Below are 12,495 nucleotides of genomic sequence, written 5' to 3' on the forward strand. Positions count from 1 at the left end.
TCAAGCGTTGTTGTAGCGTGGGTAGTTCAGCGATCCGCCCCATTGCTCGTTGCTGAGCTGGTCGGAAACGATTGCGAGGTAGCGGAATGCGTCAGCGCCGTGGCTGAACTCGTCGTGCAGTGGCGCGCCAGGCTCATTGGTCTGCTGATTGATGTGCCGGCGATAGCGCTTGAGGCACTCGACAAGGCGCCCTGTGCGGTCCTTGTTGAAGTACACGCGGGGGAATACCTCGCGGGCCCGGTTGATGCCCTGCTCTACCGGCTGGTTGGGCACTTCCTGCACGCTCCAGCCAAGCTGGCCCATGACTTCGGCGTCCGACTTACCGCTCTGATGTCGCTTGTGATAGCCATCGTGCGGCAGATAGACGCTGCCCCAGTTGATGGGCTGACCATCCAGTTCAAGGCCACGCAGCTCAGCGCTGTATTCGGCGAGCGTGCGCTGATGCCCTTCGATGTAGTGAACGATGCGAATCTCGCCGGCCATCTTCTGGACGAGGATGATCGTCATGGCATCGTTGAAGCCCAGGTCAAAGACAACGTGCGTCTTCAGCAGCCCATCGTGCGGGACGTGCATGATGCGCAACTCGGCCTGGCTCATCTGCTCGAAGTAGATGGCGCCTTCCACTGCCGGCATGCATTTGCCTTCCCAGATATGGGCGTATTGCTCTGGCTTCATGGTTGCCTGCGCGTGCTGGCGTTCTTGCTCCAGCACTGCGGGGAACCATGGGTTGTCGCTGTAGTTCATCAGCAGCGAAACGCAGTCAGGCGGCGGGTTGATCACAAAGCGCTGATGCGTCTCGTCTGACTCAAGTTGAGGGTTGTATGAAACCCAAACCTCGGAGCCTTCCTTACGAATCGTGGGAAGCAGCACGTCCCAGGACTTCTTGCCTACCGCGTGGGCCTCTTCGACCCAGACGATATCGACGCCCTCATAGGACTTGATCGAGTCGATCGTGTGCTGCTGGAGGCCGGCAAAGCTGAACTCGCTACCGTTGCGGCCCTTTATGTACATCTGCTGGACTTCGTAGAACGTTCCCAACCCAAGCGCGGCAATCTGGTCAGCCAGCAGCTTGTGTACTGAGTCAGCGATGCTCTTCTGCACCTCGCGAGTGCAGAGAACACGCTTAGGCGTCATCGCAGCGTGGAGCAGCAGCGCCCGGGCAAAGCTCCATGACTTCGAGCTACCACGGCCACCGTAGGCGACCTTGTACCGGTGCGGCTCAAACAGAAAGCTGAGCTTGTCCGGGAACTCGATGTTCATTCAGGCTTGCGGAAGGTGATCGTGATGTTCTGATCTATTGGGCCGCCTTCACCGCCTGTGTGCTGAAGCTGCTGTTTGTCGCCGTACTTCTTCGGCATGATCTTGGACAGATACCACTTGCGGACATCGATGCGGAGCTGCGAACGGCGGACGTGATCGCCATTGATCTGCCATCCTATTCCCTGCCCTTCAGCATCCAGGCGCTCCATCCAATCGTTGGAAGCATCGTCCGCGATGTCGAACATCTCTTCCGCTAGAGCCTCGGCGCCTTCGTGCTTAGCCCTCACGTATTGGTCGCGGAACTGCTCATTGCGAGCAACCCAGCGCAGCACAGTGGCCTTATCAGGCATCTCGTCATCACGACAGATGGTGCGCAGCGAATCGCCTTCTGCGAGGCGCAAGCAGATGACCTCAGCAAGATCTTCGCTGTAGTCAGTAGGTCTTCCGCCAGCCATGTGAGTCTCTAAGAGACCATCCACCCAATCGCCCCAATGGCGATGAGGACGATCCCTGCAATGAACCGGCACCAGGCAACGACGATGTCGTCAGTGCGGTGCGAGTAGATGTATTAGGTGATGCCGAGGATGAGGAAGGCGGCGATGATGAGCTTGTTCACTCCCCCAGCCTCTCTTGCAGTGCGCGTTTCTGCAGCTCGTGCAGCTCACGGTCCATACGGTATTTGCGCCGCTGATAGACCATGTTCGCGATGAATGTGAGGACCGCTGTCGCTATACCAACGATGATGCCCACATCGGTCAGGGTGAGACCGGAAAGGACGGAGATTCCCGCGCCTGCATAGCTGGCTGCGGACATAGCGCGGTCGTCGGTCATACTGCGGCACCGGGTTAGGCCATAGGGCCGCGTGAATAAAACGCCGGCTGTTCCACCGGCAGCGCTGGGAAAGCGCAGAAACGAAAAAGCCCCGGCGCATGGCCGAGGCTTCGAAGCGGTAAAACCGCAATTTGACTGAAATCCTACACCTGGCAGTTAACACGCGCAAGTGTGTTTTCAGCTTTTATGCTGCTTTCTGTGTGATTTGATCACGCATGTCGAGTACCGCCTCAACATAGCATTTACCGGCCATGAGTAGCTCTCTGACCTTAAGCCGCTGCAGCTTCATGACCAAACCAACGCCGTGCATGGTCCTGCTGGTTGCGTAGTAGAGCATCACGCACTGAGCCATCTGAGGATCTCTTCTACCCATCCTGGCGATAATTGAGTCGATCAGCATGGCGTCATCATCAGTTATAGCTGCAGAGGAACAGCTGAGCTGCTCCACGTTGTCACGCATCAGAGCATAGGAAGGCGAGACGCACCGTGGAACTCCAGCACTCTGCCATACCCAACGCCCCCATTGCGTCAGAAGCTCTTCTGCGTCGTAAGTCATGCTGCCTCTCCCTTGAGCATGTCCGGGTTCACCGTATGTCGTGCCACTTCACCATGCTCCTTGTGCAGCACGATGCATTTCATGTTCTGCCTTGAACGCCATCCGCCTGAGTGCGCATAGCTGTCACCCGGAGCGAGCGTGTTGAAGGACTCAACCACGCAGCCTGGATATTCCTTCTTGCTTTCGTGGTGGATGTGGCCGGTGTACCAGTAGCGGTGGCGGGTTTCTCCCCACTCCTGCGCGCGGTCGGTGGCCATGATTCCGGGAAGCTTGTCCGCCTTGCTCGTATGACCGTGGTGCATGCCGATCAGCGTCTTACCCCAGCGGTAATAACTGAAGACGCTGGGCGAGGTTTCCACAGTGACGCGCGGCTCTTTGCTGTAGAGGTGGGCGAATAGACGGCTGAGCCATACAGCGCCGGTCTCATCGTGGTTGCCGATGACGTGGACGAGGTGGACGCTCTCGTGCTTCTCCAGAGCCGACTCGACAACCTGGCGCATGGCGAGGATCAGCACGTCCACCATCTTGGCGTAGCGGCTGTCGGCATCCAGGTGATGGCCAGAACGCGGAGTGACGGCAATCATCGAGTCGTAATGGGCTGCATCCCCAAGGTTGATGATCAGCGCCTGACGGGTGGCCGGCGCCGACTCAACCAGTGCAGCCATGGCGCCGCAGTGGACACGCTCAGCAATGTCCAGATCCCAGTCCTTGCCGCACTCCTCGCCCCAGATGTACTCACCAAAATGGGGATCACCGATTGGGTATGCGGTCAGCAGGTGATCGACGTATTCGCCCTTTGCCTTGCGCGGAACGACTACCGGAAGTTCCTTCACCGCAGCATGGCATGAGGCCTCGAACAGCTCGCGCTGGCGATCCTCGTCGATGCTGGATTTCACCCATTGAAGGACAGGCTGGCCATCCCTGTAGAGCGTGGATGCGCCTTTGAGGTGGAAGCCATCCGGAACCTGATGGTGAAGATCGTGCTCAGGAGACCATCCCTGACGAGCAAGCCGCGCCTTGTGTGTGAACAGCGTGCGCGGGTGCATCTCCAGCAGCTGAGCAGCCTCCTCCACCGTCCGCCCGGAGAGGGCTTCCTTCATCGCTTCATCGTCGTGCTTGCGCGCGGCCATTAGGCTTGCTCCTCGGTGATTTCCTTCACTTCAAACAGTTCGCCGTAGACTGCCCGACCGTGGCCCTGCGCAGCGCGCTGATCACGGAATAGTGCGATTGGCTCGGGCTTCTTGTCGCAGAGATCAAGCAAGTCGCTACGCGGCGTCAGAGTCCAGCGGTAGTCACTGATCTGCATCACATCCCCTCCCTAACCAGCTGAAAGAAGTCTTCCGGTTCGATGGCTGCCCATGATTTGCAGCGCTGCCAGGAATCGTTGAGGTCGGCCAGATCGACGTAGATGGTCCAGCCGCGGCGGTTGACCTTGAGCGCGAGGACCGGCTTAGCGTCAATGCGCGTAGCTTGCTCGAGCGTTTGCACCCACATATTGAGCAGGTCTTTGCGGCATGGGATATCTGCTCGAGCCTTGATCTCCGGCGCCCAGCCGACGAGCCCCGTCAGGTCATGCCCACCCGCCCTGCTCTGCTCAAGGTTGCGCTCTACCTTGATGCCCAGGTTGTCGAAGCACAGGCCGGCGAATTCCAACTCTGCGCGGGCGCCCTTGGCGCGGGAGTTGGTCATTGCCCGACTCGCACGAAGGATCCAACTGGGAAATCGCGGCGACCACCCATGTGCGTCCAAATGCCAACATGTGCCCCTTCCGCTAGGTTGCACCACACCTCGCCTGAGCTGTCGCGCTTGTACCAGCAAGCCATTTGCTCTCGCGCTGCGGGACGGAAAGCTTCTGCACCGGCAGGGGATTTCTTCCAGTCGATACAGTTCATGCCGGCTCCTCCGGTTCGAACCCGATAGCGTTGAAGTCCAGGTCGATGATCACGCTAGCCAGAATCCCCTTCATCATGGATTCAGGCAGCTGGTGGTCTTTGCCGAACTTGATCGAGGCGAGGATCATCCCTTCGAACTCGGATTCGTCCCGAATAAGGGCCTCATACCGGTCGCCGCGCTTCTTCATGGGGACTACGTTGTCGTCGCTCATGCCTCGCCTTCCTTCCGCGCGTCGCGGAGCGTCTGGATGAACCCAAGGTTTCGCCCGCAGTTGCAGCAGATTGCATTGCAGGCGCGATCCTCCCGATATTTCTCGTGCTTGCATCGCAGCAAGCGGATGAAGAGGGGAATGTTGCAAACGAAGAGAATGACGACGAACACAAGCCAGATCGCCAAACCAATCAGATGCTGCGCAAGCCAGAACTGAAGGTATTCGCTCATTCCTGCGTCCTCGTTTTCCGAGATGCCATGTCTTCGAGCCAGGTGAGTTCGTGGGGCTGGATTAGCCAGGCCCATTTCAGGCAGCGGTCCATTAAATGGTCGCGATAGGCCTCGTCCATGAAGTCACCAATCAAGAAGATCAGTTCCTCGTCAAATACCATCGTGGCCATGACCATGCCCTGTCGCAGCCTCTCAGGACGTCCCGGAACCCACTGGACTTGGCGGATGTTGCTCATGCGTGCTTCTCCTTGGCCTTCTGGCTAAACACCTGAAGCAGAATCAAAAGCGAGGCTATGCATGAAGCTGCTGCGACCACCTGATGGCCAGTGGAAACCAGTGCATAGAGTTGGTAAGCAGTGCATGGGATGCTGATCCACACGTTCTTACCCGTATCGCCCGTGACCGCCTTGTCGATACCGAGGGCTAGCACAGCAACCCAGCACAGAACCGTCAGCGTGGACACCACATAGAACGCGAATAGATGCCATGGGCCCTGGCCGAAGAGAACTAGCGAGCTCAAAGCCACGCTAAAGATGGTCGTCATAACTGTTTTCATACCCCCTCCTTCGCATCGATCAGGCCCATGCGCGCGAGCTGGGCGATGGTGTCCAAAGAAGCCTTGCGCAGAACCTCGCGGCGCTCTTCACGGGTGTACTTGGTGCCGTTATCCAACTCGTAGTGACATTCCGGGCACAGTGCTGCGCAGAGACAGTCATCCGTCTTCTGACTCATGCCTTTTCCTTCGTTGAGGTGTGCTGCTTGCACGCCGTACTTACCGCACAGCATGCAGCATTCGATCTGGTGGACAGCTGCGAGCCATTTGCGGGAGCGGTAGGGTTGGGAGCGCTGGGAGAGGATCATGCGATTTCGCTCCAATCTGCCCACTTGCCAGTACGCCTCTTGATTTCCTCACGCTTCAGGAAAAGAAGATGGCGGCACTCTTCACAGCAGTCTTCGTCGTTACTCGGGTTCTTGATTGAGCGCGAGGTACGCAGCGACCAATTCCCACAATCGCAGCGAACAACCCAGCGGGCGGCCTTCTTAGCCGACATACCGAGGACAGTAAACCTGCCGAACTTCACGCCGCGCAGGTCAATGAACCCAGAGGTAGCCATCTCGCCCTCGGTCGGCGCCCGCACCTGCAGGGGAAGATCGATGCAGACCGCCCCGTACTTCTTGCGTGAGTCGAAGTGCTCGCCCTTCTTGATGACTTTGGCTGCGGTGCCATTTACTGGAGCCTCATGACCGACTCTCATGCGGCCTCCCAGTAATCGCGAGTGGTAAACTTCACGCCGTGCTCGGCTGCGAAGGACTCCATGACGAGGAAGATGTCGTTAAACCACTTCTTCGACTGCTTGCTGGTCGAGACGCCGAGGACGACGAACCCTCCGTTGATTCCGGGAACTGCGTCCTGCTGCTGAACTGCGGCGCTGAAAATGTGCTTCCACGATTCGCTGTCCAGCTTCCGGCCGTACCATTCGACCTGCTGGGAGATGTCGCGGAGCATGGCCCAGAGACGTCGGTTCTGAGCGTCACTGCGGGCAGCATCCTTCAGACTCCAGGACTTGCCTTCGCCCAGGTCGAGGCGCTGCAAGATGGCGATAGCGCGGGCACGGTCCTGCTCGGTGCGGATGGGGAACGAGGGATTAGCCATGACGCTTCTCCTCCAGCTCCGCACAATCGATGCAGCGCGTCACACCCGGCACAGCCTCACGTCGCAGAAGCGGAATCTCACAGTCGCAGTCCTCGCAGTGAGTAGCGCTGTTGCCGATGTACTGCACGCGGCCAAACAAGCGGTCTGCTAGCTCCTGCTCGGCGTAGTCGTTGGCAAGATCGACGATGTCCATATCAGGCAACTCCTATGACTGCAGCCAGAGCGATGCAGATGCATGCGCCGATGAGATCCCCACGCTCAAGCGAGAGGAAACCGAAGACGGCGGGGATGACGAGAAGGGAGAGGTCAGACATGAGCCACTTCCATTGGGACGAGCCACGACTTGCTGCTGGATGGCGAGTACAGGGTTCCGCCATCCTTGCGAACGAAGCGGCGGACCTCGCTGCCGAACTTCACGTGCAGCAGGCCGGGTGATGATTTGACGATCTTGGCTGGGACGAGGCCGCGCGAACCCATATCGATGTTCACGCGGTCGCCAACGGTCAGGCTGTCGAGGAATTCGCGGCGAGTCATTTCGATACCCTCGCGCTATCCCAGTCGAACACCAGAGCGATACCACCGTTCTCACGCAGGCGGTCAACACAACGCTCACCCAGCGCAGTGCCAAGCTCGTTCGGCATCAGGTTGGAGACGATGATGGTTGGCAGCAGGTCCTGGTAGCGTCCGTCGATGACATTGAACAGGGTTGCCAGTTCGAACTCGGTCGGCTTGGTAGCGCCTACCTCATCGATGATCAGCAGAGAGGGCGAGCAAAGCGCCTCAAGGGCGTCCATCTCGTTGTACTTGGAGTCCTTGTCGAAGCTGGTCTTGATCAACTGCAGAATGGTGCTGACTGTTCGGTATGCCGCGGTAACGCTGCGGCTGTGGCAGACAACATGGCCGGCGATGGCATTGGCCAGATGGGTCTTCCCAGTCCCAGGCTTGCCTAGCAGTAGCAGGCAGCGCCCGTCCTGTGCATTGGCCTCGAAGTTCTCGGCATACTCGCGGCAGACCTTCAGGGCCTTCTTCTGGCCAGCATTCGCAGCCTCGTAGGTTTCGAAGCTGCGGCCCTGGAAGCGCGGCGGGATCAGCACACCGGCAAGTCGCTTCTCCAGCTGGGCTCGCTCTTGTTTGCGCCACATCTCGGCCTGTGCTTCGCGGTCCTTCTCGGCGCGCGCTTCAGCAGAACATTCAGGGCAGCCGCCAGGAACATCGGAACCCTTGCGGATGATCGCCGCGTACTCACCGTGCTTGTCACACTTCGCCGGGGACTTCGACACGATGCCGAAGCGGCGCTCAAGGTCGCAGACCTCAAGGTTCAGGGCGTTAGAAGCCATAGGTGCCATCCTCCCGTTCGATCAGGCCTGCGGTGTAGTCACGCTTGTCGAAGCCGTGATGACGGCTAGGGAGGTGGTGGACGTTGCTGCGAACCTCATCGTTCCAGCGTTCACCGTTGAGCCAAGTGGTCGGGTGCGGGACGAACTGACCGTTTTCCTTGGTCCATGCAAGGCTTGAACACTGGCGGCGCAGCCCGGACATGATCTGGTCGAACAGGGCCGGAGTTACCTTGAGCTTTTCCCACTTCGCCTTGGCTTTGGCCTTGCAGGTCTTGTTCGGGTACTCGGTCCAGAACTGGTCGAACAGACCGTCACGCTCCCCCTCGGGGGGAAGGGGGGTATTGGAATCAGGGATCAGAGAATCAGGGATCAGAGAATCAGATGGGCTAGGCATCGCCTTGGCACTGCCTAGGTTGTGCTCTGCAACTACCTCAACCGGGCAAGGCTCTATCTCGGCAGTTTCAGACACATACTCAGGGAGTGAGCTGCCCTGCTCACGCATGTGAGGAGCTTGGTGCTTGGTGAAGTTGATCACCTGGATGATGCTCTGACCTTCGACCTGATAGCGAAGGATGAATCCTGCCTTGGCAAGACTATTCAGGGCCTCATTAGTGTCCACGTCATCGTAGGGAAGCGCTTCCGCCTTGATACGCTTCGGACGATCTTCAAGACGACCCTCACGGTCAGCCAGCATCCACAGGTAGATGAATAACAGGCGATCTACTGGGGCGAGTTCCGCAAGGTTCTCGTTTGCCATGATGCCGGGCTTGATGTTTCTAGCTCTGGCCATTAGTATTTCCTCGTCTGTTACAGCAATAAGCCGGGCCGCAATCCCGGCTTTTTTGTGTCTTGCTTCTGGACTTTTCAGTCCCTCTTGCCGCCCTTCTTAGGGCGCCCTAGCGGCGTCACTACACTTCTCGTTCGTGGCCGCGTTCTTGATTCCACTTCTCTATCCAGCAGCTCGGCGGCAACCTGCTCCAGGGTTTGTCCCCGTCGTCTTGCTTCCCGCTCAAGCTGCTCGATCTGCGCTTCACTGAAGAGCGCTCTGAGTTCGGCAGCCATAAGCCCTCGCTAGGGCCTTCAGGCCACGTTGGTTTCGCCGTTATCCTCGGTTGCAAGTTGATCCAGCTGTGCTTGGACGAACTCACGGACCAGAACCGCCTTCTGCGTGCGGTGGAAGCGAGCAAGCGCCTCAATTACGTCGTAGGTGGCTTCGTCAACGCGGAGCTTGATCTCGCGGTCACGAAGGTGTTTGGGGTCTGCATACATGCGGGATTTCTCCTATGCGGCGAGTTTTTTAGGTACGTCTTCGTTCAAGGCCTGCAGCTTTCCGCTGGATGCCTTTTCGAGAACGCACTGGGCTTGATACGAGAAGCCACCTGCGGACCTCAGCTGCGAGACGCGGCTGATGCTGACGCCAAGGGCGTCGCCGATGGCCCGGCAGGAGCCGAAGTGATCTAGTGCTTGGTCAAAGGTCATTGATGTGGCCTCCATTTCTACGGAGCCAGTTTAGAAAAATAAACGGACACATGCAAGTTATCTAAACCACCGGATGTTTAGACTCCTAAACATGGAACTCAAAGACCGCATCAAGGGGCGCCTGCGCGACATGAAGCTCACTCAGTCTGAGCTGGCTACGCGCGTGGGCGTTTCGAAAGGAACCGTCACCTTCTGGCTGAACGGCACGAACATGATCAAGGGCGAAAATCTCATGGCTGTCGCTCGTGAGTTGCAGTGCTCGCCAGAATGGTTGCTATCAGGGAAGGGTCAGCCTGGCGAGCCTGGCTCGCACTCCAACGTCAGGCCTGCGCGCACTCCATACAGGGAAGCTAAGGGGTATCCGTTGATCAGCTGGATCATTGCGGGTGAATGGGCTGAAAGCTGCGACAACTTCCAGCCAGGAGATGCAGAGGAATGGTTTACCTCGGAAGCCAATGCAGGGCCAAAGGGGTACTGGCTTGAGGTTGAGGGTGACTCAATGATTGCCCCACCAGGAAGCGGATACAGCTTCACGCCTGGCACGCTCATTCTCGTGCGCCCCGAGGGATTCGATTTGGTCAGCGGAAAGCTTTACGTCGCCAAAATGCTGGATACCGACGAAACGACGTTTAAGGTCTACATCAGGGATTTTGGTGCTAGCTATCTTAAGCCGCTGAACCCCGCTTTCCGCACCCTTGAGATCAATGACAACGTGCAGATCATTGGTCGAGTTGTCGATGCGAGGCCGCCGCGCTCGGTATTTTAAGGTACACGGCAGGAAACGGAGAGCCTATGAACTGGTTGATTCAGCTTGGTCACATTGTTGGGGTTGCCGCAGCATGGATGGCACTAGGAGCCATGGCTCTAATCTTTAGGACAAAGATTGCCAAAAGGATGGATGAAGCCGAAGCACAAGACATAGTTATCTCCCTCGGTCTTAGCTATGAAGAACTCGACAATCCTGAAAATAAGGGTCTGCTCCTACGCACGGTGCAGGCACGCAATAGCACGGACTTACTTGCCAATCGGCTGTCAGATGCAGCTGGAACCATCTCTACATTTGTCGGATATGCCATGATGGCCGTATATCTTGCGATAGCTATTTGGGTCGTCTGGCTCTGCTGGGAGGAGCGGAAAGTCGATCTTGTTCTGCTCTGGTGCATCCCTGCCCTGATGGTACTGGAGGTCCTTGCGATGGCGATTTTCTCTCTGACTGTTCGCCTCCTTACAGGGAAGCTTCCTGGACAAGCTAAGGCGGTGAGAAAAGAGCTTTCTAAGCAGATGCTCCAGCCCTCATAGGATTTTTACCCACGAAGAGGCCCGCCTAGCGCGGGCTTTTTTGTGTCTGCTCGCCAGCGTTGTTTAGATTTCTAAAAATAGTGCTTGACGCCTTTTGTTTAGTTTTCTAAATTCTGTTCACACCACCCGAAACGGTGGAGGCCCTGAAAAGGGAACACGGCTGGTGAAGCCACCAGATAGCACGGAGTCAGCGAAGTGACTCCCCGGCCCCGAAGAGGGATCGACCGGCTCTGGAAGACAGAGAGTTCTTTGACATGCAGTAGACGCCGCGCAAGACGCCAGATTGCTGAGCGCGGCTGAGGCGCCGCAGTACGCGGCGCTTTCCAGGACCTCTAGAAACGGAGGTCGTGGAAAGCGGAGGCCTACATGCAAGAACAGTTGACGCAGGAACGGCTCATGAAGCTGCTGCAGTACGACAAAGCCACTGGCGAATTTACGTGGCTGGTTCGCAAAGGATCACGCGCTGAAAAGGGTGCAGTTGCTGGAAGCGACGACGGACAAGGGTACATACACATCGCAATCGACGGCACATACCACCGGGCTCACAGACTTGCGTGGCTGTACTGCCACGGGAGATGGCCAGATGGGCAGGTCGATCACCTTAACCACAGGCGCGATGACAACAGGCTTTCAAACCTGCGCGAGGTAAGTCATTCCGAGAACCAACGGAATGCTAGTCGTTGCCGGAACAACACATCCGGTGAGCATGGCATCAGTTACGAATCAGGTCGGCAGAGATGGCGCGTACAAGTGTCAGCACTAGGAACTGGTCGCCGAAAGCACGTTGGTTACTTTTCCACGATGCACGAGGCCATTGCTGCGCGTGACGCCGCATACGCCCTGAACGGCTATCACGCCAACCACGGCAAGTAGCCCCCATGGCTCCGCCAATCAGGAGAAAGAGATGGACGAAACCGAAGTAATCCGCAGCGAGTTCGAAAGCGTTGAGAAAAAAGTCTTCCCGCTGGCCAGATTGTCGACCGGCAAGTACCTCGACGAAGACACTCAGAAGCGGTGGGAACTCTTCCAGTTCGCATGGCATCGCGCGCTTCAGTTCGCAGCAATCCCCGACTAACAGGTGGCCACATGAGTAAGCACACTCCCGGACCTTGGATGGTCGACGATAGCGAATACCTCGCAGAGGGCGGTGGTCTTTGCGTAATGCAGGGCAATGACTGCATAGCAGTGGTTGGCGATTTCAATCCGTCTCACCCAATAGACGCCAACGCCCGCCTGATAGCGGCGGCGCCGGAGCTGCTGGAGGCTCTTCAAGCAGTCATCGACCACGGCGTCATGACTGGAGATGAATGGGTCGCAGAGAAAGCCATGGCGGCAATCGCCAGGGCCTCCGCCTAACGCGCCCTTGCGCATACACACCCTGGAGGCGAGATGAGCGAACGACTTGAAGCTCTGAAGTCTGGCAAGAACTACGAATTTGCGTACAACGCAAACCCGCGCTGCCCTCACTGTGGTGCTTTCCTGAACAGGGAAAAGACCGAAGAACTCGGCCTGTTCCATGGCGGAACGCACGAGGCAATGTGTGGCTCATGTAGCCGAGGATTCATTGTCGAGACGTTTGTAGAAACGACCGTCAAATACAGCTTCAGCACCGATGATCAATACGAGAACTGACTTCCCCGGCAAGGACGCCACCCTTCAATGGGGATGATGCGCAGGCCTGCCAAGGCGGCCACGGTCAGATTCGGCGAGTGCTGTCATCTCCTACGGCATGACGCTGCTCTGCT

The 12,495-nt window shown here is 57.7% G+C and carries 26 protein-coding genes; 6 read left to right on the top strand and 20 right to left on the bottom strand.

From position 1 onward, the window contains the following. The 20 genes from G4G71_RS22240 to G4G71_RS22335 all read right to left on the bottom strand — a co-directional run bounded on the left by G4G71_RS22240 (position 1) and on the right by G4G71_RS22335 (position 9,451). The gene (locus tag G4G71_RS22240) at positions 1 to 1,260 is read right to left on the bottom strand and encodes a PBSX family phage terminase large subunit (protein ID WP_169940266.1); all 1,260 of its coding nucleotides are present in this window, start codon (positions 1,258 to 1,260) and stop codon (positions 1 to 3) included. Further along, positions 1,257 to 1,715, bottom strand: coding sequence for a terminase small subunit-like protein (locus tag G4G71_RS22245; protein WP_169940267.1), 459 nt, complete (start codon positions 1,713 to 1,715; stop codon positions 1,257 to 1,259). Before G4G71_RS22245 ends, G4G71_RS22240 begins: the two co-directional genes overlap by 4 nt. Before the next feature lie 157 nt (positions 1,716 to 1,872). Then, positions 1,873 to 2,091, bottom strand: a complete 219-nt coding sequence (locus G4G71_RS22250; RefSeq protein ID WP_205896247.1) for an HP1 family phage holin — start codon at positions 2,089 to 2,091, stop codon at positions 1,873 to 1,875. A 184-nt stretch (positions 2,092 to 2,275) separates the two neighbouring features. Continuing rightward, on the bottom strand, positions 2,276 to 2,647 hold the full coding sequence (locus tag G4G71_RS22255; RefSeq protein WP_169940268.1) for an antiterminator Q family protein: 372 nt from the start codon (positions 2,645 to 2,647) through the stop codon (positions 2,276 to 2,278). Then, on the bottom strand, positions 2,644 to 3,777 hold the full coding sequence (locus G4G71_RS22260) for an oxidoreductase (RefSeq protein ID WP_169940269.1): 1,134 nt from the start codon (positions 3,775 to 3,777) through the stop codon (positions 2,644 to 2,646). The genes G4G71_RS22255 and G4G71_RS22260 overlap by 4 nt, the downstream gene beginning before the upstream one ends. Then, the gene (locus G4G71_RS22265; protein ID WP_169940270.1) at positions 3,777 to 3,953 is read right to left on the bottom strand and encodes a hypothetical protein; all 177 of its coding nucleotides are present in this window, start codon (positions 3,951 to 3,953) and stop codon (positions 3,777 to 3,779) included. Before G4G71_RS22265 ends, G4G71_RS22260 begins: the two co-directional genes overlap by 1 nt. After that, positions 3,953 to 4,336 carry a putative PDDEXK endonuclease gene (locus tag G4G71_RS22270; protein WP_169940271.1) on the bottom strand — a complete coding sequence of 128 codons (384 nt, stop codon included), beginning with the start codon at positions 4,334 to 4,336 and terminating at the stop codon, positions 3,953 to 3,955. The genes G4G71_RS22265 and G4G71_RS22270 overlap by 1 nt, the downstream gene beginning before the upstream one ends. A gap of 199 nt (positions 4,337 to 4,535) precedes the next feature. Continuing rightward, positions 4,536 to 4,751, bottom strand: a complete 216-nt coding sequence (locus tag G4G71_RS22275) for a hypothetical protein (RefSeq protein WP_169940273.1) — start codon at positions 4,749 to 4,751, stop codon at positions 4,536 to 4,538. Then, positions 4,748 to 4,981, bottom strand: coding sequence for a hypothetical protein (locus G4G71_RS22280; protein ID WP_169940275.1), 234 nt, complete (start codon positions 4,979 to 4,981; stop codon positions 4,748 to 4,750). The genes G4G71_RS22275 and G4G71_RS22280 overlap by 4 nt, the downstream gene beginning before the upstream one ends. After that, a complete protein-coding gene (locus G4G71_RS22285) occupies positions 4,978 to 5,217 on the bottom strand; it encodes a hypothetical protein (protein ID WP_169940277.1) in 240 nt (79 codons plus the stop codon). Before G4G71_RS22285 ends, G4G71_RS22280 begins: the two co-directional genes overlap by 4 nt. Beyond that, complete coding sequence (locus tag G4G71_RS22290; RefSeq protein ID WP_169937587.1) at positions 5,214 to 5,537, bottom strand: hypothetical protein; 324 nt, start codon at positions 5,535 to 5,537, stop codon at positions 5,214 to 5,216. Before G4G71_RS22290 ends, G4G71_RS22285 begins: the two co-directional genes overlap by 4 nt. After that, positions 5,534 to 5,842, bottom strand: a complete 309-nt coding sequence (locus tag G4G71_RS22295; protein ID WP_169937585.1) for a hypothetical protein — start codon at positions 5,840 to 5,842, stop codon at positions 5,534 to 5,536. Before G4G71_RS22295 ends, G4G71_RS22290 begins: the two co-directional genes overlap by 4 nt. Beyond that, positions 5,839 to 6,237 (bottom strand): hypothetical protein, encoded by a 399-nt coding sequence (locus tag G4G71_RS22300; RefSeq protein ID WP_169937583.1) that lies wholly within the window; start codon positions 6,235 to 6,237, stop codon positions 5,839 to 5,841. Before G4G71_RS22300 ends, G4G71_RS22295 begins: the two co-directional genes overlap by 4 nt. Then, positions 6,234 to 6,635, bottom strand: coding sequence for a recombination protein NinB (locus G4G71_RS22305; RefSeq protein ID WP_169937581.1), 402 nt, complete (start codon positions 6,633 to 6,635; stop codon positions 6,234 to 6,236). Before G4G71_RS22305 ends, G4G71_RS22300 begins: the two co-directional genes overlap by 4 nt. Continuing rightward, positions 6,628 to 6,828, bottom strand: coding sequence for a TraR/DksA C4-type zinc finger protein (locus G4G71_RS22310; protein ID WP_169937579.1), 201 nt, complete (start codon positions 6,826 to 6,828; stop codon positions 6,628 to 6,630). Before G4G71_RS22310 ends, G4G71_RS22305 begins: the two co-directional genes overlap by 8 nt. A gap of 113 nt (positions 6,829 to 6,941) precedes the next feature. Next, positions 6,942 to 7,169, bottom strand: a complete 228-nt coding sequence (locus tag G4G71_RS22315) for a hypothetical protein (protein ID WP_169940279.1) — start codon at positions 7,167 to 7,169, stop codon at positions 6,942 to 6,944. Continuing rightward, the gene (locus G4G71_RS22320) at positions 7,166 to 7,972 is read right to left on the bottom strand and encodes an ATP-binding protein (protein ID WP_169940281.1); all 807 of its coding nucleotides are present in this window, start codon (positions 7,970 to 7,972) and stop codon (positions 7,166 to 7,168) included. The genes G4G71_RS22315 and G4G71_RS22320 overlap by 4 nt, the downstream gene beginning before the upstream one ends. After that, the gene (locus G4G71_RS22325; protein ID WP_169940283.1) at positions 7,962 to 8,762 is read right to left on the bottom strand and encodes a phage replication protein; all 801 of its coding nucleotides are present in this window, start codon (positions 8,760 to 8,762) and stop codon (positions 7,962 to 7,964) included. Before G4G71_RS22325 ends, G4G71_RS22320 begins: the two co-directional genes overlap by 11 nt. 290 nt (positions 8,763 to 9,052) lie before the next feature. After that, the gene (locus G4G71_RS22330) at positions 9,053 to 9,241 is read right to left on the bottom strand and encodes a hypothetical protein (RefSeq protein ID WP_169940285.1); all 189 of its coding nucleotides are present in this window, start codon (positions 9,239 to 9,241) and stop codon (positions 9,053 to 9,055) included. Positions 9,242 to 9,253: 12 nt separating this feature from the next. After that, complete coding sequence (locus G4G71_RS22335) at positions 9,254 to 9,451, bottom strand: hypothetical protein (RefSeq protein ID WP_169940287.1); 198 nt, start codon at positions 9,449 to 9,451, stop codon at positions 9,254 to 9,256. A 91-nt stretch (positions 9,452 to 9,542) separates the two neighbouring features. Between G4G71_RS22335 and G4G71_RS22340 the strand changes: the two genes are divergently transcribed. The 6 genes from G4G71_RS22340 (at position 9,543) to G4G71_RS22365 (ending at position 12,382) form a co-directional block, all read left to right on the top strand. Continuing rightward, positions 9,543 to 10,217 (top strand): LexA family protein, encoded by a 675-nt coding sequence (locus tag G4G71_RS22340; protein ID WP_240964829.1) that lies wholly within the window; start codon positions 9,543 to 9,545, stop codon positions 10,215 to 10,217. A gap of 26 nt (positions 10,218 to 10,243) precedes the next feature. Then, on the top strand, positions 10,244 to 10,750 hold the full coding sequence (locus G4G71_RS22345) for a hypothetical protein (RefSeq protein WP_169940291.1): 507 nt from the start codon (positions 10,244 to 10,246) through the stop codon (positions 10,748 to 10,750). A 396-nt stretch (positions 10,751 to 11,146) separates the two neighbouring features. Then, positions 11,147 to 11,623 carry an HNH endonuclease signature motif containing protein gene (locus G4G71_RS30270; protein ID WP_420826026.1) on the top strand — a complete coding sequence of 159 codons (477 nt, stop codon included), beginning with the start codon at positions 11,147 to 11,149 and terminating at the stop codon, positions 11,621 to 11,623. A 31-nt stretch (positions 11,624 to 11,654) separates the two neighbouring features. Beyond that, positions 11,655 to 11,825 carry a hypothetical protein gene (locus G4G71_RS22355; RefSeq protein WP_169937558.1) on the top strand — a complete coding sequence of 57 codons (171 nt, stop codon included), beginning with the start codon at positions 11,655 to 11,657 and terminating at the stop codon, positions 11,823 to 11,825. An 11-nt stretch (positions 11,826 to 11,836) separates the two neighbouring features. Then, positions 11,837 to 12,106, top strand: a complete 270-nt coding sequence (locus tag G4G71_RS22360) for a hypothetical protein (RefSeq protein ID WP_169934896.1) — start codon at positions 11,837 to 11,839, stop codon at positions 12,104 to 12,106. Positions 12,107 to 12,139: 33 nt separating this feature from the next. Next, positions 12,140 to 12,382, top strand: coding sequence for a hypothetical protein (locus G4G71_RS22365; protein WP_169937556.1), 243 nt, complete (start codon positions 12,140 to 12,142; stop codon positions 12,380 to 12,382). Positions 12,383 to 12,495 lie beyond the last annotated feature (113 nt).

Source organism: Pseudomonas multiresinivorans (genome assembly GCF_012971725.1).
GTDB classification, from domain to species: domain Bacteria; phylum Pseudomonadota; class Gammaproteobacteria; order Pseudomonadales; family Pseudomonadaceae; genus Pseudomonas; species Pseudomonas multiresinivorans.